This is a genomic window from Variovorax sp. J31P179, assembly GCF_030316985.1.
GTDB lineage: Bacteria > Pseudomonadota > Gammaproteobacteria > Burkholderiales > Burkholderiaceae_C > Variovorax > Variovorax ginsengisoli_B.
In genome coordinates this window covers 391,988-409,598 of record NZ_JASZYL010000001.1, presented here as the reverse complement: position 1 = coordinate 409,598, position 17,611 = coordinate 391,988, and the positions used below count along the sequence as shown (strand labels likewise).

The window sequence follows — 17,611 nt, the reverse complement described above, 5'->3', positions numbered from 1 at the left end:
CGTGCCCGTCCGCTAAGTGGACAGGACAACCTTTCTAATGACCTCGGCACCCGCTGGCAACACCCAGGTTTTTCCTTTCAATATCACCTCCGAGTCGAAAGGATCCGCGGTGACGGGGTGATGCGGCTTTGCGTCCCTGGCGGCCTCGATGTCTTTGGGATGCTCGTTGTAGATTTTCCCGGACAGCTTGTAGTCGACTCTGAGATCGTGATCCGTAGCGGTGAACTCCATGGGGCGCTCCTTTCGCGTTAAATCGTTGCGAGGATGCACGGCCAAGCAATTCACTTGCCGCACCGGGCGAACATAGGGCTTCTGGTCTTCCTGCGCATCATCCGTTTGTGGTGTTCGGCTGAGGCCGGCGCGGACTCTCAGTTTGACGTTCCAGAACGCTTGGATGTTCAGCAAAGGCCCCGCTCGGTCTTCGTAGCCAGCGAAGGCGCGCCGGACCCTCATTCGTCATCCATGCTGCTGCATCCGGACTAAGTCGGATGCCGGATGCGCATGTTGGGCCGGGGAATGGCACGGTAGGGCTTGTGGTCGCCGGCCCCTGCAAAGGCGTCTTCCAGGGCGCAGAGGGCGTCGAGTTGGTCCTGTAGCTCCTTGGCCTGTTCTGGCGTAAGCGGCGTCTCAGACGGCCAGATCCGGTCGCGACGGTCCGGTTTTGAGAGCGGTTTGACCTTCAATGCCTGTTCAATCTGCTCTTCCATCGGCATGGTGTGCCGGTTCAGGCGGATTGCTTCGCCGATACCCATCACGCGGTTCCTCAGCGAAAGCGTCATGCAGCAGAAGCGCACCCAGCGATGCTCCTGCCAGCCGACGCTGTCCGGCGTCTCGAACTTCTCGATGAACGCCTTGGCGGCCGCCTTGCCGTAGCGGTCGCTTAGTCGTGTGATCTTGTCTGACTTCATGCGTATATTGACCCCGCCTTCATCCTTCTCGAGATAGACACGAACCACGCGGTCGCGCACGCCCGGCATGCGCATCATGGTGTTGTCGTTCCATCGCCAGGTGGTCTTCCAGAGGCTGACCAAGAACGCGCCGACCTTTCCAAGTCCGGAGCGGCTCTCGGTGGGCCCGCGGTCCCAGATCTCGCCCCGGCCACTGGTATGAAACTCTGGTAGCCAGACGTTGGATGTGCTGTCTGACTTGCTTTGCTCGTGGCGCTCCTGCAGCGAGATACCGAATGTTGGCCACTTGGGCACGAAGCTGTCGAACAGGTGGATCGGGAAGTTGGAGCACAGCCCCCCATCGGACATCCAGCACGGTTGCATGCTCCGGCGAGCGTGGTCGATGGCATGCAGTGGCACTGCCGAGATCAGCAGCGGAAAGCTCATGGCCAGCCGGACTGCGACCACGACGGGCAATTGCCCGACCGGAAGCTCGAAGTAGCCGGGACCGATCAACTCCTTCGACGGATCGGCCTCGCTTCTCTTTTCGTAGCTCTTCGCAAATGCGCGCATGTACTGGACGATTCCCTTCGGAAAGTACTCCTCCATTTGCTCTGTGCGAAAGAACAGCCTTCCCATGTCTTCGGTCTCCTCCAATGGGAATCGGTAGGGGCGGCTGTGCGCCAGGTTGCTGGCATAGACCTCCAGGTTGATGGAGCGCGCGGCATCCGCGCCATGCACCTTGAAGCCCATGGCCTGCGCCGCCGCGCCGGGCGCGTCCCAGAGGTCTTGGAAGGTCAGTGGCGGATCGTCGATCGGATGGCGGCCTGCCACCTCCTGGATGGCCCCGTGAAGGTATGCGGCCAGGTCCACGGTGGTGATGTTCGAATCGGGGCTCCAGCCTCGGCATAGCCCGAACCCGTTGGGCACGAGCCCGTGGGCGAGATCCCAAGCGATGCCAGCCAGCAGCGCGCCAACGATGCCGACCAGCGCCGCCAACAGAAGTGCCATGGCCCAAGACCCAAAGCCGAACAGGCAGGACGGAACTGCTTGACCCCAGGCGCAGGTGGCCAGAGTCGATGCGGGCCCTGCCAATGTCAGCACCAGCAGAAGGAAGGTGGTCCAAAACACCGGTCGGCGGTACTGCGAAAGCGCGGCACCAAGGCCGTGAAACAGCAACGAAGCAACGCTCGACCGCTCCAGCGACGCGTGGAAGATGCTGAACAGCCGGCGGGTCTTGTTGCTCGGCACGAACAAACGTTCCAGCAGTGTCTTTCCATCGTCTGTCTCCGCAAGCTTCTGTGGCAGCTCCCCGAAGCGCGCGAAGCCCTCGCCGGAACCGTTGCGGCGCCGGAATTCCGCCGCGGCTGCCAGCGCGGCGGCAAATGCGCCGATCGAACTGCCGCCGATGTTGCGGATACGGTAGTGTCGACCCAGTTCGACTGCGGCGGAGGCATAGATGACGCCGCTTGTGATGCCGCCTTCCATTACGACGTCGCAGAAGCGGTCCGCCGGCACATCCATGAAGTCGGGATCGACAGGGTCTGCCGCTGTGGCCGCCGATGGACCCGCGGTATGCGCGGCCATCGCGGCCGCCCCAGGGGGCACTTTCGCGGCAGCAGACTGGCGCTGGGCCGGTGCAGACACCTTTGCCTGTTCCTGTGCATGTGCCTGCGGTTCGACGGTGTCCTGGCTCCATCCGGACATTGCGCGCAGCGCCTGCTGGCTCGGGAACATGGCATACAGCGTCCCCCGTGTCTGCACGAATGGCTGGAATCCCTTCAACTCGATAGGATCGCGATCCGGCAGGGGAATGATGAACGCAGCGTCCGGCTCGTCGTGCTGCCCTGCCAGCGGATCCTTCGAACGGCCACGATTGGGCGGCCCCATGGGATTCTTCTCGATCCATTCCGAGATGAGACGCTCGAACTGATCTTCGATGCGCGCGCAGAAGAACACCCCCAACAACCCGCGATCGACTTCGCTGTTCTGGAGTCTCTCGTTCTCCAGATCGACGGGCCTTCCATAGGGAACGCCACGGCGGAATAGGGTATGGATGCTCAGATCCTTCGGCACGATCGCATCGGTGCGCGGATTGGCGCGGCGGATGTGAGCACCAAATGGACAACCCAGTCCTTCGGGATCGTTCTTGAAGTTGATGGCCTGCAGCTGCGACTCATCCTGAATCGGCGACGGGCTCTGACCGAGTGGAACGACGGGTTGGCCGTCGGGCCAGCGACCGCACATTTTCGCTTTCAGGTAGTCCGGCGCGATCCAGGGATGCTCGTCTTTGAGATCGCGAGCCCGTTCTCTGAGAAAGGTGTCCAACGCGAGCTCCAACTGTCGGATCTGCCGCAACACTCCGAAGCTGCCGTGGCGCAGGAATTCGGACAACTCGGCGCTGGTTTCTTGCGGCGACGTCCAGAGGTCGACCTTGTCGTTGTTCAAGTACCCCATCAGGAGTTCGCCGGGCCTCGGACTGTGCTTCTGTCCGTCGATGCGAGGCTTGGTGATGCCGTCGCGAAAGCCGAAGTGGACCTTCTTGACTTTCTTGAGCCCTTGCATCTCCACGATGTGCTCACCGCGAAGACCGGGATCATCCCAGCCCTCCAGCCCCGCCGAGGAGGGAATCGAGCGCATCGCGGCCACGGTTTCGTCGATCCGTTCAGCCGTAGGACCGTGGATGGAGATCCATGTGTGCGCCCGATCAGTCTGAAAGACGGGATTCCATCGGTCCGGCGCACTTGCTCCCGTGTCTCCCAGGCGCTGACTGGCGCGCCGGACCGCACCTTCGCAGAAGGCGGGCGACTTGTCCTTCAGGTGTGCGAGCAGGGCGGTCGGTGCGCCGAGCGCCACGAATCCCTCGTGGCTGAAGCCGAGGTTGACCTTGCATGCCGCGACCTCGCCGGGCCGGTCCCTCTCGCCGAAAGCGACCAGATTTCCGTTCACAAGTTCGCCAATGAAGCTGCGAGCCTGACCCGGATCCCGCACCTGCAGAAGGAGGTGCCGCACGCACATGTCGTCGAACCCAGTCAGGGCGAGGCTCTGCACCTCGCCCTTCAGTTCCGGCGAAAGTACATCGGCGCTCATGACTGCGCCAGTCCTTCGTTGTGGATGTCGGCGACGCTGGAGCGCGGGTAGGCGCTGTAGAAGTAGCCGGCCAAGGGCTTCCGGTTGTACTTGCGAATGGTGTCGACGAACTCCTTCGGAAACTTCTGAATCGGCGTCGGCGGCGCATCCTCGAGAAATTCGAACTGCTTGTCGAACAGAGGGACTTTGAGCGCGAAGTGCTCGACATAGGCATCGAAATCGCCGTCATAGACCGTGAAGAAGGCCAGGTGCGTGCTGTTCTCGATCAGCATGAACCAAGCGAAGTGCACGTTGCTGGCATCCTGCAGTGCGCGCTCCACGACGGCGGCACCGGCGCGCGTGAGTCGCATGAGCTTCTGAGCGTTTTCGGCCACCGGCTCCTTGATCTTCAGCACGAAAAGCAAGGGCTGCTGGTTGAGCCGCCGGTCGCGTTGGAATTGGAGCGGAAAGCTCTCCCAGATCGCACCCCATCGCCTGACCGGTGGCATGACCTCGCGAGTGTCCGGATCGAGGCGACGGGTCAGTCCCGGCAGCAGGAGCACCTCACGCACCACCCGCTCGACAAGCGGCCAGGCCAGGTGGCGTCCGACGCAGCTGTGCGGATACTCCTTGTCCTGCAGGTTGCCACCGAACATGAGGTCGAGATCGATGGGGGTTTCTGCGCCCATCGCGAGCAACAGTTCAGCACCGGCCGGCACCTGCACCGTGGCACCGCCTTCGCCGAATGCCATCGGTTCGAGCGTCGTGCGAGCCAGGAACGGCGCGGCCGGCTGCAGACGGAGGGCTTCGCGGATCAAGTCGTTGAGCTGCCTCGTGCCATCCTTGCGCCGTGCCAGCGCAGAGGCTTCGTCGACCAGGAAGCTGCCATCGGCCTGTGCGCGAAAGAAGTGGTCGAAGACGTTGGCAATGGCCGACGTGATGTTTCCGACAGTGCCCGCCATGAGACCCTTGACCACCACGCGCGCCATCTCTGGGTCGTCCCGATAGAGTTGGCCAAGGTGCACCGCTGCCGGTGCAGCCCGGAGAAGTTTGTGATCCCACCACTCCGGCACGGCAGTCCCTTCGACGGCCTTTTTCAGGTCTGCTTCCAGCTTGTCGCGAAGCTCGACGGCCAGCTTCGATTCCGAAGGGGGCAGTCCGTCGTCGGACACGAAATGGCGGCCGATGATCTGGAAGGTGAGGCGGATGTAGCCGGCACGCATGGCCCGTTCGAGCAGGACATGCGACTTGGCCCTCAGCCCGAACAGGATGGCAATGTATCGCACGGCTGCCTGCTCGGCCACGTCGGTCACGAGGTCGAACTCGCGGTTCTTGGTGGGCAGTACCATCGCGCGGACGACCGCCTCGCAGGCGCACTTGTCGAGGACATGCGCATCGAAATCGAGTGCCTCCAATCCGTTCTGCCTCTGGCGCATGTGAGGGCACCGGTCGTCCAACCCCAGCATGAAGCGTCCACCGCTGTCCAGTTCCGAGTACGGCTTGACGCTGCCATGCTGGAGGGCCTTCGACACGTCCTTGGCCGAAGTCAGCAGAAAGGCTGGCACGTCTGGCCAGCTTGAGCTGCCCCCTCCGTGGCGGATCACGCTTTTGAACGCAAGGGGTCGAAAACGGTCCTGTCTTAGTTCTTCATAAAGCGCCTCTCGTGCCGTGTCGTCGCGCAGCGCATCGAATAGCAAGCGGTTCTGCCTTAGCGCATTGCCTTCGCTTCGGATCCCGAGGAGTTGGTTCGCAGTCATGTTTCCCTCCCATACCGGCCATCCGGCCGTGCGTCTTCTCTGTTCCCTCAGTGCAAGGCATGCAGTCTCTCGAGACAGGCTCCCGCATCGACCAGATCGCGTGTTCCTTCGCCCCCTTGAATCCAGCGCCTTGCGCCGTCGAGCAGGTCGATGGCCTGCTTTCTTTTTCGACCCTGCGATTGCCACAGCCGTGCCAAGTCGGTGGCTGCCCGCAGGTGAAGTGATGCCAGCTCGCGCTGGCGTGCGCACGCCAGGGCCTGCATCAGCCAAGCCTCGGCCTCCGCTGCCGGGTCCGCCCCATGAAGTCCTGGGCGTTGCGCGGCCAACCGGCCCAAGAGGCGACGGATCTCCGCTTCGTAATAGCGCTCGCCCGTGCGCGTCACAACAGCCAATGCCTGCTCGAGCAGAGCCCAGGCTTCATCCAGGCGCCGGCACAGCATCTCCCCCTCCGCGCGCAGCGTCAGGTAGAAGGGAGTGGTGACGACCGCGCCAGAGTTGGCCCAGAGTGCGTAGCCTTGCCGCATCTCTTCAACGCCGGCCTCGGGCTCACCCAGATCGGCAAGAATTCGGCCGCGCATCACTCGTGCGTGGGCGAGCCATACCGTGAAGCCGCCATCCTCGCAGACCTGAACTGCGCGATCGGCAGACACCAGCGCAGCCTTGTTCTCACCCCGGAAGTGCTGAACAGCGGCTCTGAAGCCGAACGCCTCGCCCATGCTGAACCGATGCTCGAGCCGCTCCGCGTGAGCTGTGACCGTCGTCGCCCGGGCCAAAGCCTCGTCCGGAAAGCCCAGTTCCCAAAGGGACCACGCCGAATAGCACATGCACATGACGCCTGGGTCCTGCACGGCCTCGGACCGATGCTCGAGCCGCTCATACGCGGCGCGGCAGTCATCCATCTCGCGCACCGCCTGAGCCATCTCACCCTGGTGCATCCGGATGTTTGCGAGGGCCCATTGCGTCTGAATTCGCTGAATAGCCCCGCCCGTGCGGTTTGCTCGCTCGGCGGCATCAAGTGCGTACGAGCGCGCCCTTTCGAAGTCCGCGCGCATGAAGTGATAGCTCTCCAGCCCGAGCAGGACTCGCATGACAGCGACCTCGTCCCGCAGCAGCCTGGCAAGCTCCATGGCCCTGACATAGGCACGTTCCACTCGCTCGGCGCCGTAGCCCCGGGTGGCGATAAGGCGGGCCGCAAGCACCAGTTGCATGCGCAGTTCCTGCCGCGAGCGCTCTTCGCCCACCGGCATGCGCGCCAGCACCGAGAGCGCGCTGCCAACGTACGCGATGGCCTCGACATGCGCCGACCGCGAGGCCGATTTCCGGACCGCCGCGTCCCAATAGCGCAGTGCCTCCGCATCCATGCCCGCCTCGGTGTAGTGGAAGGCGAGCAGCTCGGGTTGGCGCTGCACCATCTCGTCGAAACCATCGACGATGACGGTCGCGATCACCTGGTGCAGCGCCTGGCGGTCGCGCTCCAGCAGGGAGCCGTAGGCAGCATCGCGCATCAACGCATGCCTGAAGGCGAAACGCGTACCTTCGCCGTCCTTGGCGACCAGCATGCCAGCGCGCACCAACTCGGCCAGCGGCTTCTCGAACTCGCGCATCTCGATGGGCGATTCCGGATGCTGCATCACGGCCTGAAGCAGCGGCAGCGGGAACTCGCGCCCGATGGTGCCGCCTATCTGGGCCACCAGCCTGGCGCCGCCCAGCCTGTCCAGCCTTGTGGTGAGCAGGTCCAGCACGGTGGCGGGAACCGGCAGGGCGCGCGGATCGAGGTCGTCGGTGCCGTCGCCGAGGTCGACCATCATGCGAGTGGATTCTTCGATGAATAGCGGGACGCCGTCGGCCCGAGCTGTGATCAGCTGAACGATCTCGCCGGGCAATCGCCGCTCGCCGCTCGCGCGGTTGACCATGGTGCGGGACTGTTCGGGCGACAGGCCCTTCAGCTCAGCTTCGTGGACTGCGAGACGGGGCTGCCAGCGCAATTCGACGTCGGAGCGCGCGGTCACGAGGATGAGCAGCGGCAGGTCGCGCGTGGCCATCGCCAGACGATCCAGGAATTCCGCGGTGGAGGGGTCGAGCCAATGAATGTCCTCTACGAGCCAACAGCCGGGCGCCAGGCTGATACGTTGACGCGCCAAGGCGACCAGCAGGTCAACAGTGAGTTGGCGGCGACGTTCCGCGCTTTGCTCAAGCACCGGATGTCGCATGGGCACCGGTAGTGCGAGCAGGTCGGCCAGCAGCGCGGTCGCGGCTTCGTCGAGTGGACGGCTGTTCGACATCATTTCGCGCAGGCGCTGCAGGAGTGCATCGCCGGACGCGTCGCTGCCGACGCCGATCTCATGGCGCAACGATTCGACCAGCGGATGGAAGGCACTGTTCGCATGCTCCTGCGAGCAGCGACTCTCGAAGACCTCGTGGCCCGAATCCGTGAGAAACTGCTTGAATTCGCGCACCAGGCGGGACTTGCCGATGCCTGCCTCGCCGAGGATTCGCACCAGTCTCTGCGAACCTGCTCTCACCGCCACCCAGTGCTCCTGCAGCATTTGGAGTTCTTCGCCGCGTCCGACCATCGGCGTCAAGGCGGGGCCGGTGATGCCCGACGATGACCCGGGTCCACCTACTGCGGCGGGCCCTATCAGGCGGTGAAACACTTGCTCGTGGTCGAAGCCCTTGAGTAACCCGATTTGCTCCAGCGGCTGAAACTGGAAGCGGTCCTTGACGATACGCCGTGTCGACTCGCTGACCGCCACGGTGCCCGGTGCAGCCACGGCCTGGAGTCTGGCGGCCAAGTGGACCGCCGAGCCGATAGGCTGCCCATTGCGCACCACCACTTCGCCGGTGCACACCCCGACGCGGATACCCAACCCCAGGTCCCGCACGGCATCGACGAGTTGGAGGGCGGCGCGCAGTGATTGCGCGGCCGCGTCCTCGCTGGCGACTGGCACGCCGAAGTAGCACATGGCGCCGTCGTCACCCTGGAAGTCGTCCGGCACGCCGCCGAAGGAACGAAGGATCTCCGTGCAGCGCTCGTGGTAATGGCTGAGCAGCTCGCTGTACTTTTCCGCGCCGAGCAGCGACAGCAGGCGCGTGGATTCAACCAAGTCGATCGACATGATTGTCACTTGGCGCAGCGTGTCGTCGGCGGGCGTGCGGCGCTCCTTGAGCACGGCGCCGCCGTCGCCATAGAGTTCGGGCCGCAGCTTCGCCAATGCCACACCGCCATCGGTAGCCAGGAGCCGGGCGCGCGCCGAGCGCACAGCCTCGGCGAGCGCCGCGCCCCGCTGCAGCCCACCGTAAAGCTCTTCCATGAAGGCTTGGCCATAGGCCGTGTCCGCCGACTCGCAGGACAGCAGGTTCAGTCCGAGCGCGCTGGCGGCTTGCGCCAGTGCCAGGCCAGGACTGAGGTCCTGAGCAGACGTATCGCCTTGCGAAACAATCAATCGCGGCGGCGTCTGCAGCGACGCGATGCTGCCCAGGTCGAGTGCGTGCGGTTCGCATGGCCAGCTGACTGCGCCTTCGACGGATGGGCGTGTGGACAGGGTTCCCATGCAGTGCACGACATCGTTGGCTCCGATCAGCCTCAGCAGTTCGTCGCGCCCCATGTCGCTGGAATGGACCGTGCTCACGGTCAGGCTCGCCATGCTGCGCAAGCGCGTGTTGAGCCAGGGCATGGTCGTCGTCCGGGTCTTGTTACGTCTGCAGTCCGCGACGATCAGCACTCTAAGTCCGCCGCTCTGGGGTGTGCGTCGTTGCGGCGTGCCGAGCGGGCCCGCAGTCGAGACGATGCGTCTGCAAAGCCGGAAGCGCTCACCCAGGAATTTCTCGCCGTCCCAGCCCAGTTCCCATGGCACCCAAAGCAGCGAGGCGTCGACCTGGATCGTGAGCTGGCACATTGGCGCCTCGCGCAGGAATGCGGCGATGCTGGCAGGCAGCAGGGTCGACAGCAGGCGCTGGCCGAATTCTCGCAGGCCGGGCTCATCGCGATCAGGCTGGCCGCTCGCCGCGTGAAGCTGCGTCACCTGGCACTGAAGGTGTGCCAGCACATCGCCGTGCACCCCGACGGTATCCAGCCTGACAACGAGATGGAGATCCGTGAGTGACACCGCCAGACCGTTACTGGCTGGCAGCACGGCGAGATAGAGCGACGCGGCTTCGGAGGTCGTAGACATGACGTCCTTTCCTCACGGCGAGGCGGTGTGACATTATTCGGCCAACCTGCGCATGGTCGGCAGGCGGATAGTTGCTGTCAACCTACAAACGTAGGTTGACACTCGGCCGAATGGCCGACTCGTTTTTGTGACGGCCCGGCGCATGAATGGCGCCGCGACGACTCAGGGCTCGTTCAGAAGACGGCGGAGCAAGCGCGCACGCAGGAATGCCGTGAACACCCAGATCAGGATCGCGTTCGCGAACAGACCCAGCGAGACGACCAGTGCCGCACGATCTGCGAATCCATGGCTCAGGTCGAGGAGCAGAAGGGCCAGCGACCAGGGGAGGGCGCACAGGATCGCGACAGCCAGAAGGACGCTTTGCTCGCTCGGATGAAGCGCAGCAGCCGCCAAGGTCACCGCGAGAGCAGAGCACGCGCCCGGCAGCCACCAGGCGTGGCGATAGAGCGGCGGCAGGCGATGGCTGGACATGTCGAAATTGTGCGGTGCGCGCGGCAGTGGCGCGCGAGCAATTTCACACGCAATGCAAAAGCCTTGGCATCTTGTCGCGCGCCGCCCACACGATGGCGGCGGCCATTCGGCTGGACCCCGGCGGAGCTCGACCTGTCTCAGCGGTCGTCGAACGGCGCAAAAACTTCCGCCACCCAGTCGACGAACAGCCGGGTCTTGGCACTCAGATGCCGGTTGCTCGGATAGAGCACGTGAAGCGGTTGCCGCGGACGGCGCCAGTCGTCGAGCACGGTGCGAAGCCTTCCGCTCTGGAGGTGCGGCGAGACCATGAACTTGAACGCCTGCCCCAGGCCGACGCCCGCGAGCAACGCGCTCAGGTGAGCCGTGCTCTCGTTGACCGCGACGACGACCTGCCCTTGCACCAGGATCTGCTCGTCGCCCTTGCGGAACTCGAGCGGGAAGGCCCGGCCGGTCAGTGACGAGAAGTAGCCGGCGATGGCGTGTCCCCGCTCGCGGGGCAGCAGCTCCGAAGGATGCTTCGGGACGCCACGCGCGCCGAGGTAGAGAGGGCTCGCGCAGGTGACCCAATCGAGGTCGGCAATGCGTCGCGCGACCAGAGACGTGTCGGCCAGTTCGCCGCCGCGAATCACGCAGTCGACCCCTTCGCCGATCAGGTCGATCGGCCGATCGCTGACACCCAGGTCGATGTGCAGCTCCGGATGGCGCGCACGAAAGCCCGGCAGCGCCGGGATCAGGATCATGTTGGCCAGCACCGAGCCGACGTCGACGCGGATGCGGCCGCGCGGCTGAGCCCGTGCGCGGCCGGCGCTTTCGTCCATCTCGTCGAGGTCGCCGATGAGGCGCGTGGCGCGCTCGTAGTAGGCCGCGCCCTCCGGCGTCACGCTGACCCGCCGCGTCGTCCGATGCAGCAGCTTCGTGGCGAGGTGGCGCTCGAGGTCCTGCACGAGCTTGGTCACGGTCGGGCGCGGAATGTTCATCGAATCCGCAGCCTTCGAGAACGTGCCCGACTCGGCGATCCGCACGAAGACGCGCAAGGCAAGGAGTTGGTCCATGGTGCGGCTGATTATTCAGATATGTGAATTAACAAGTCAAGATTGTCATATTTATTCATTCGTGTGAACTTAATAAGCTTCGCTCACCTCAACACATCGGAGCCAGACATGGGCAACAAACTCTCTGAAAAGGTCGCAGTCATCACAGGCGGCACCACCGGCATCGGCCTGGCCGCCGCCAAGGCCTTCGCGTCGGAAGGCGCATTCGTCTACATCACGGGCCGCCGCCAGGCCGAGCTCGACGCGGCCGTGGCCGCCATCGGCGCCAGGGCGATCGGTGTGCAGGCCGACTCGACCCGGCTCGACGACCTGGATCGCCTGTACGAGATGGTCGGGTCGCAGCATGGCCGCATCGACGTGCTGTACGCCAACGCAGGCGGCGGCGAGATGCTGCCGCTGGGGGCGATCACCGAGGCGCACTTCGACCAGACCTTCGATCGCAATGTCAAAGGTGTGGTGTTCACGGTGCAGAAGGCGTTGCCGCTGCTCGACAAGGCGGCAAACGGTGCGTCCGTCATCCTGGCCGGCTCGACGACAGGCATCTCGGGCACCGCGAACTTCAGCATCTACAGCGCCACCAAGGCAGCGGTCCGGAACCTCGCCCGCAGCTGGGTGCTGGACCTCAAAGGCCGTGCGATCCGCGTCAACACGCTGTCGCCAGGGCCGATCCACACGCCGGGCCTGGTCGACCTTGCCGGGCCGGACGCCACGCAGCAGCAAGGGCTGCTCGACTACCTGACCTCGCAAATTCCCGTCGGGCGCATCGGGCAACCCGACGATGTGGCCAAGGCAGCGGTCTTCCTCGCCTCGGACGACTCGTCCTTCATCAACGGCATCGAGCTCTTCGCCGATGGCGGCATGGCCCAGGTCTGAGGCAGCCATCATGAAGACCGCTCTCGAATTGCTCGAGGCCTATCAAGCCGGCATCCGCACCCCGGCCGCAGCCGCAGCCCTCTTTGCGGAGGACGGCGTGCTCGAACTTCCAACGGTCAAGGCACACGCCCAGGGGCGTGCGGCCATCGAGAAGCTGATCTCCGGGCTGCTGGCGAAAATACCGGACTTCCGATTCAAGGACTTCAAGTTGTGGATCGATACGCCCGACAGGGTGTTCGGCGAATACGCCGTCGAGGCACACGTGATCGACACCGGCAAGCTCTATAGCCAAACCTATGCCGGCCTGCTGATTGCCGAGGGAGGAAAAATCAAGCTGCTTCGCGAAGCACTGGACACGGCGGAGGCAGCGCGGGCATTCAGCAAGGACTGAACGCGCGGGGCACTGCCATCTTCACTCTGCAGCCGTTCCCGACACTTGCCGGTAGACGTTGGCGCCCAGTGCGGTGCCATGCACCGCCAGATGCGCCCCCAACTGGATGGCCTGCAGCAGTTCGGCGGCTGCCAGGCCTTGCGACAGGGCCGTGGGCACGATCCGCCGGATCGCATCCGGGTCGAAGGCCGTGAAGCACGCATGCAACGCCAGCTGCACCAGGCTGCGCTCCGCCAGGCTCAGCCCGGTGCCGGGGCCGCCTTGCTCGACGAAGTCGAGCAGCACCTCGGCATAGCCGGGGTCGAGTCGTGCCACGCCGCGCAGGGCGAGGGCGTGCGGGGCACCGAGCCTGTCGATCCGGACCTGGAGCTTTTCATCGATGGCCGGCACCCCGCCGAGGTCGATGAACTCGCCCAGGATGTCGGCGGCCTGGCCCACGCGGGCGATGCCCTGCACGGCCACCAGGTGCAGCACGTCGAAGATGTCGGCCCGGCTCGCGCCGACCTCGAGCGCCCGCTTCATGTGGGTCTGCAGGCCGGCCTCGAACAAATGCGACGACGACGTGTCGAGCGCCACGTAGATCAACTCCACCATGCGTTCGCTCAGCGGCCCCGAGCGCGCGGGATGGCCGGCGTAGCGCGCGTAGTGCTGCACGAAGCCGGGGCAGGCGTCGAGCATGGTCTCGGTCCAGGGGCGCCAATAGCCGCGCTCGGCCATGAAGTACGCCTTGATCCGCGCGCGTTCGGGATCGCTCATCGCGGCGTCCCCGGCGCGGCCGCGCTGCAGACCAGCGTTTGACCGGTCAGGTACTGCGCGGCCGATCCGCAGACGAAGCGCAGCAGCGGATGCAGCGTCTGCGGATCGACGCCGCTCGGCACTTCCAGCGCATTGATGCGCAGGGCGCGGCTGCCCCACTCGCAGGCGAGGGTCGAGACCATCATTCGAGCCGCGGCCCCGTCGCCTGCATCCTGCCAGCGGCGCGGCTGTGCCGAGGGCAGCAGCAGGGTGAGGCTGGCCTGCTGCGTGTAGCGCGCGGCGAAACGTGCAGCGGCTGCATGCACGGCCTGCAGCACGCCGGCCGATGCGCAGTGCAGCGGCGACAGATCGAGGCAGGCCGCATAGTGCGGCTGCACGGCCGCCGTCGGCGCCACCCCTTGCCAGGCTTCGCCCTCACCGCCGCAGACCTCCAGTTGCAAGGGCGTGTCCAGCGGCAGCGGCTGCAGCGTCGCGGGCGGCAAGGGCTGGCTGCCGCCATGGAGCGACGAGCCGCCATTGACGGCAAGGATCTGGCCGCGCAGCGGCGCAGCACCGGAACTGGCCAGGAAGTACAGCGCCTGCGCCATCTCTTCGGGCGCGGCCATGCGGCCGAGCGGGATCTTGCCCAGGGCGCCCTCGGGCTTGAGGCGGCCGGCCTGGATCAGTCCGTCCACCAGTTCGGTGCGGACGAATCCCGGCGCCAGCACCGTCACGCACAGGTCGGGCCGCGCTTGCGCCAGCGCCAGGCTCTGGGCGATGAGTCCCGCCTTGCTCGGGCTGTAGGCGCCGCGCCAGGGAATGGCATGCAGGCCGGCGCCCGATGCGACGTTCACGATGCGCGCGCCCGGCTTCAGCAGCGGTCCGCAGGCATCGACCACCGCCGCCGGCGCTGCCAGGTTGAGCGCCAGCAAGCGTGCCATCTGCGCCGCGTCCTGCTCGGCCAGGGGCGTGTTGGAGGCGTCCGACATGCCGGCGTTGTTGAGGATCGCATCCAGCCGGGGCGTGTCATCGCCGAGGGATGCGATCTGCACCGGGTCGGTCAGGTCGACGGCGCGCAGCTGATGCGGGGCGGAGGCCGGCGCTGGCAGGCTGCGACCCAGCTGCTGCAAGGCCGGTGCGTTGTGGTCGACCAGCACGCATTGCCAGCCCGCGCCGGCGAACAGCCGTGCGGTGTCTCGTCCGATGCCGGAAGCCGCACCGGTGATCAGGACGGTCTGCATCCGCGACACCGCCCGCGTCTCAGATGTTGGTCAGCGTGATGCCGCCATCCACCACCAGCGCCTGGGCCGTGACGAAGGCCGCATCGTCGCTGGCCAGGAAGCAGATGCTGCGGGCGATATCCTCCACCGTGCCCAGGCGGCCCATCGGCGTGCGGGCGATGCGGTTGGCGTCGCGCTCGGCATTGCGGTTGCGCTGCGTGCCTTCGGTCGGAACGGCCGACGGGCAGACGGCGTTGACGCGGATGTTGCGCGCGCCCAGCTCGGCGGCCGCGGCGCGGGTGATTCCCAGGATGCCCGCCTTGATGCCGGAATAGACCACCGAGTTGGCGGCCGAGCGCAGGGCCGCGACCGACGCCACGTTCACGATCGCGCCGCCGCGTTCGGGGTCCATCAGGGCCACCGCCTCCTGCAGGCTCCAGATGACGGACTTGAAGCCCACGTCCAGCATGCGCTCCACCGTCTCGGACATGATCTCGGGGATGGCCTGGTAGCGCACCCAGGCGGCGTTGTTCACCAGGATGTCGAAGCGTCCGCCGCCCTGCGCATGCGCGCGCTGGATGGCCTCGCGGATGCCTTCGCGGCTGGCGATGTTCTGCACCACGGCATGGGCCTGGCCGCCGCGCGAGCGGATCTCGTCCACCACCGGCATGACCAGTTCTTCCTTGAGGTCGTTGACGCAGACGATGGCGCCTCGGGCGGCCATCTGCAGCGCGGTTTCGCGGCCGATGCCGGCGCCGGCGCCGGTGATGAGGGCCACGCGGCCGAGCAGATCCTGGTTCATTCGCATTCCTTGGTTCACACTGACTGGATGAAGTCGCGGCCGACCTGGCTGGCCAGCGCGCCCGAGCCGAAGGCGGCATCGAACTTGCGCACTTCGCGCAGGGCATAGTGCAGCGGCACCTCCCAGGTGAAGCCCATGCCGCCGTGCAGGTGGATGGATTTCTCCAGCACGAAGGCCGCACTCGCCAGGGCATTGGCCAGCACCGGCCGCGTCGCGCGCACGCGGCCGTACTCGTCGGTGTCGAGCACGCGCTGGATGCCGGCGCTGGAGGCCTCCTGCTGCAGCCGCATGCGCGCCAGCAGGTGGCGCACGGCCTGCTTCGCCGACAGCGGGCGTCCGAACTGCACACGGGTCGACATGTAGCCGGCCGTGGTGGCGAGGGCCGACTCGGCCGCCCCGTTGACGAAGCCGGCGATCAGGATGTGGCTGTCGCGCTGCAGGGCGGCGAAGGCCGCGGCATCCAGCTGCGCCAGCACTTCGGCACCGTCCAGCGCCAGCCATGATTGGGGATGCTCCGGGTCCAGCGCCTCGTCCTCCTGGATCTCGATGCTTCGCAAGTCCAGCAGGGCGCCGCCGCCCCGGCCATCCGCCACCAGCACCCAGTCGCAGTCCCTGGCGCCACGCGCCTGGCCGGCCAGCCCGTCCTGCAGGCTGCCCTGCAGCGCCCAGGTGGCCACGCGTTCGCCGCTGGCCAGCTGGGCCGCCAGGGGCGAGTCGCCCAGCGCCTTGGCGACCAGGAGGTTTTCGAGCAGCGGCCAGTGCAGCCGCAGCTTGCCCGCCTCGGTCGCGATGGGCAGCGCGAACGCGATGCCCAGCGCCAGCCCGCCGGCGTCCTCCTGCGCGCAGATGCCGCACAGGCCCGCCGCGGCCAGCACCCGGGCGGCGTCACGGAAGCCGCGGGTCTGGGCATCCTTGATCGCCTCGGCCGCGGCCTGGGCGAACTCTTCGGGCTTGAGATCGTTGTCCGACGTGGTCATCTCAGAGGTCCTTCGGAAGATTCATGATGCGCTGGGCGATGATGTCCAGCTGCACTTCGGTGGTGCCGGCGTAGATGGTCTCGGCACGCGAATAGAAATAGGCCGTGGTGAAGTGCTTGCGCGCGCGCTGCGCCAGCGCACTGGAGCGCGGGTTCACGTGCGACACGAGCGCGAGCGCCAGTCCTGCGAAGGCCTGGTGGCACTCGGACCAATACAGCTTGGTGAGCGAACCCCGGGCACCGATCTTGTCGCCAGCCATCATCCGGTTCACGGTTTGCTCGACCAGGCCCTTGAGCGCATCGATCTCGCCCACCACGTCGCCGATGCGGCGCTGGTAGCTGCCATCGTCCAGCAGCCTCGACAGCTGCGGATCGGACTTGCAGGCGGCGACCAGCTGGCGCAGCTCGCAGTCGAAGCGCCATGCACGGTACATGCGGTTGGTCGCGCGCTCGATGGACAGCACGCGGATGGCCGCGTTCCAGCCCTCGTCCGGTGCGCCCAGGCGCGCACTGTCCGGCACCACGACGTTGTCGAAGAAGACCTCGGCAAAGGACACCTTGCCATCGATCGACTTGATCGGCACCACCCGGATCCCGGGCGTGTCCATGGGCACGGCGAACATCAGCAGGCCGCGGTGCTTGTCGGCCACCGTGCCGGTGCGGGTCAGCAGCAGGCAGTAGCGCGCCTTGGCGGCGCCGCTGGTCCAGATCTTCTGGCCGTTGATGCGCCAGGCCTCGCCTTCCGGCACGGCCTTGGTACGTAGGCGCGCCAGGTCCGAGCCCGCGTCGGGCTCGGAGAAGCCCTGGCACCAGTAGTCGCGCATGGCGAGGATGCGCGGCAGGAACAGCTGCTTTTGTTCTTCGGTGCCGACGGTCTGGATGATCGGGCCCGCCAGCTCCTTGCCGATCGAGCTCACGCTCTCCGGCATGGCCAGCGCGCCGACCTCCTTGTTGACGACCAGGTGCTCGCGCAAAGTCAGGCCGAGGCCGCCATAGGCCTTGGGCCAGGTCATGCCCGCGAGGCCGGCGTCGTACATCGACGCCTCCCAGGCCCGGCACTCGTCCAGCGTGGGGGTGCGGTAGTCGACGCTGTCCGCACGCATGTGCGCAGGCAGGTGGGCGCCCAGCCACTGGCGGGCGTACTGCCGGTAGACGGCCGGACCCGCTGCAGCGTCCGGGATGGCCGGGTTCTTTTCCATGTGCATG

13 protein-coding genes are annotated in these 17,611 nt (G+C 66.0%); 2 read left to right on the top strand and 11 right to left on the bottom strand.

Translation table 11 applies throughout. The features are described from left to right. Positions 1-12: 12 nt before the first annotated feature. From QTI17_RS01995 to QTI17_RS01970, 6 genes are all read right to left on the bottom strand, one after another. The gene (locus QTI17_RS01995; protein ID WP_286530701.1) at positions 13-405 is read right to left on the bottom strand and encodes a hypothetical protein; all 393 of its coding nucleotides are present in this window, start codon (positions 403-405) and stop codon (positions 13-15) included. Positions 406-479: 74 nt separating this feature from the next. After that, positions 480-3,977 carry a patatin-like phospholipase family protein gene (locus QTI17_RS01990; RefSeq protein WP_286530700.1) on the bottom strand — a complete coding sequence of 1,166 codons (3,498 nt, stop codon included), beginning with the start codon at positions 3,975-3,977 and terminating at the stop codon, positions 480-482. Next, positions 3,974-5,713 (bottom strand): cytochrome P450 family protein, encoded by a 1,740-nt coding sequence (locus QTI17_RS01985; protein WP_286530699.1) that lies wholly within the window; start codon positions 5,711-5,713, stop codon positions 3,974-3,976. The genes QTI17_RS01990 and QTI17_RS01985 overlap by 4 nt, the downstream gene beginning before the upstream one ends. 47 nt (positions 5,714-5,760) lie before the next feature. Beyond that, the gene (locus tag QTI17_RS01980; protein WP_286530697.1) at positions 5,761-9,885 is read right to left on the bottom strand and encodes an ATP-binding protein; all 4,125 of its coding nucleotides are present in this window, start codon (positions 9,883-9,885) and stop codon (positions 5,761-5,763) included. Positions 9,886-10,047: 162 nt separating this feature from the next. Continuing rightward, a complete protein-coding gene (locus QTI17_RS01975; protein WP_286530696.1) occupies positions 10,048-10,356 on the bottom strand; it encodes a hypothetical protein in 309 nt (102 codons plus the stop codon). A gap of 137 nt (positions 10,357-10,493) precedes the next feature. Beyond that, complete coding sequence (locus QTI17_RS01970) at positions 10,494-11,408, bottom strand: LysR family transcriptional regulator (RefSeq protein WP_286530695.1); 915 nt, start codon at positions 11,406-11,408, stop codon at positions 10,494-10,496. A 108-nt stretch (positions 11,409-11,516) separates the two neighbouring features. On the opposite strand from QTI17_RS01970, the gene QTI17_RS01965 reads away from it, so the two are divergent. Next, positions 11,517-12,281, top strand: a complete 765-nt coding sequence (locus tag QTI17_RS01965; protein WP_286530694.1) for an SDR family oxidoreductase — start codon at positions 11,517-11,519, stop codon at positions 12,279-12,281. A 10-nt stretch (positions 12,282-12,291) separates the two neighbouring features. After that, positions 12,292-12,672, top strand: a complete 381-nt coding sequence (locus QTI17_RS01960; protein WP_286530693.1) for a nuclear transport factor 2 family protein — start codon at positions 12,292-12,294, stop codon at positions 12,670-12,672. Between the two features lie 21 nt (positions 12,673-12,693). Here the strand turns inward: QTI17_RS01960 and QTI17_RS01955 are convergent, their stop codons facing one another. The 5 genes from QTI17_RS01955 to QTI17_RS01935 are packed head-to-tail and all read right to left on the bottom strand — an operon-like array spanning position 12,694 to position 17,610. Next, positions 12,694-13,428: a carboxymuconolactone decarboxylase family protein gene (locus tag QTI17_RS01955; protein WP_286530692.1), complete on the bottom strand. Its 735-nt coding sequence runs from the start codon at positions 13,426-13,428 to the stop codon at positions 12,694-12,696. Then, a complete protein-coding gene (locus QTI17_RS01950; RefSeq protein ID WP_286530690.1) occupies positions 13,425-14,648 on the bottom strand; it encodes an SDR family NAD(P)-dependent oxidoreductase in 1,224 nt (407 codons plus the stop codon). The genes QTI17_RS01955 and QTI17_RS01950 overlap by 4 nt, the downstream gene beginning before the upstream one ends. Before the next feature lie 19 nt (positions 14,649-14,667). Continuing rightward, positions 14,668-15,435, bottom strand: coding sequence for an SDR family NAD(P)-dependent oxidoreductase (locus tag QTI17_RS01945; protein ID WP_286530689.1), 768 nt, complete (start codon positions 15,433-15,435; stop codon positions 14,668-14,670). An 8-nt stretch (positions 15,436-15,443) separates the two neighbouring features. Continuing rightward, positions 15,444-16,406, bottom strand: a complete 963-nt coding sequence (locus tag QTI17_RS01940; protein WP_286530688.1) for an acyl-CoA dehydrogenase family protein — start codon at positions 16,404-16,406, stop codon at positions 15,444-15,446. Between the two features lies 1 nt (position 16,407). Next, positions 16,408-17,610 carry an acyl-CoA dehydrogenase family protein gene (locus tag QTI17_RS01935; RefSeq protein ID WP_286530687.1) on the bottom strand — a complete coding sequence of 401 codons (1,203 nt, stop codon included), beginning with the start codon at positions 17,608-17,610 and terminating at the stop codon, positions 16,408-16,410. Position 17,611 lies beyond the last annotated feature (1 nt).

Bases quoted from the DNA above. Each gene is read 5' to 3' on its own strand.
- QTI17_RS01985 (WP_286530699.1), bottom strand. From the start codon at position 5,713: ATGACTGCGAACCAACTCCTCGGGATCCGAAGCGAAGGCAATGCGCTA.
- QTI17_RS01950 (WP_286530690.1), bottom strand. From the start codon at position 14,648: ATGCAGACCGTCCTGATCACCGGTGCGGCTTCCGGCATCGGACGAGAC.
- QTI17_RS01975 (WP_286530696.1), bottom strand. From the start codon at position 10,356: ATGTCCAGCCATCGCCTGCCGCCGCTCTATCGCCACGCCTGGTGGCTG.
- QTI17_RS01960 (WP_286530693.1), top strand. From the start codon at position 12,292: ATGAAGACCGCTCTCGAATTGCTCGAGGCCTATCAAGCCGGCATCCGC.
- QTI17_RS01965 (WP_286530694.1), top strand. From the start codon at position 11,517: ATGGGCAACAAACTCTCTGAAAAGGTCGCAGTCATCACAGGCGGCACC.
- QTI17_RS01945 (WP_286530689.1), bottom strand. From the start codon at position 15,435: ATGCGAATGAACCAGGATCTGCTCGGCCGCGTGGCCCTCATCACCGGC.
- QTI17_RS01980 (WP_286530697.1), bottom strand. From the start codon at position 9,885: ATGTCTACGACCTCCGAAGCCGCGTCGCTCTATCTCGCCGTGCTGCCA.
- QTI17_RS01970 (WP_286530695.1), bottom strand. From the start codon at position 11,408: ATGGACCAACTCCTTGCCTTGCGCGTCTTCGTGCGGATCGCCGAGTCG.
- QTI17_RS01955 (WP_286530692.1), bottom strand. From the start codon at position 13,428: ATGAGCGATCCCGAACGCGCGCGGATCAAGGCGTACTTCATGGCCGAG.
- QTI17_RS01940 (WP_286530688.1), bottom strand. From the start codon at position 16,406: ATGACCACGTCGGACAACGATCTCAAGCCCGAAGAGTTCGCCCAGGCC.
- QTI17_RS01990 (WP_286530700.1), bottom strand. From the start codon at position 3,977: ATGAGCGCCGATGTACTTTCGCCGGAACTGAAGGGCGAGGTGCAGAGC.
- QTI17_RS01935 (WP_286530687.1), bottom strand. From the start codon at position 17,610: ATGCACATGGAAAAGAACCCGGCCATCCCGGACGCTGCAGCGGGTCCG.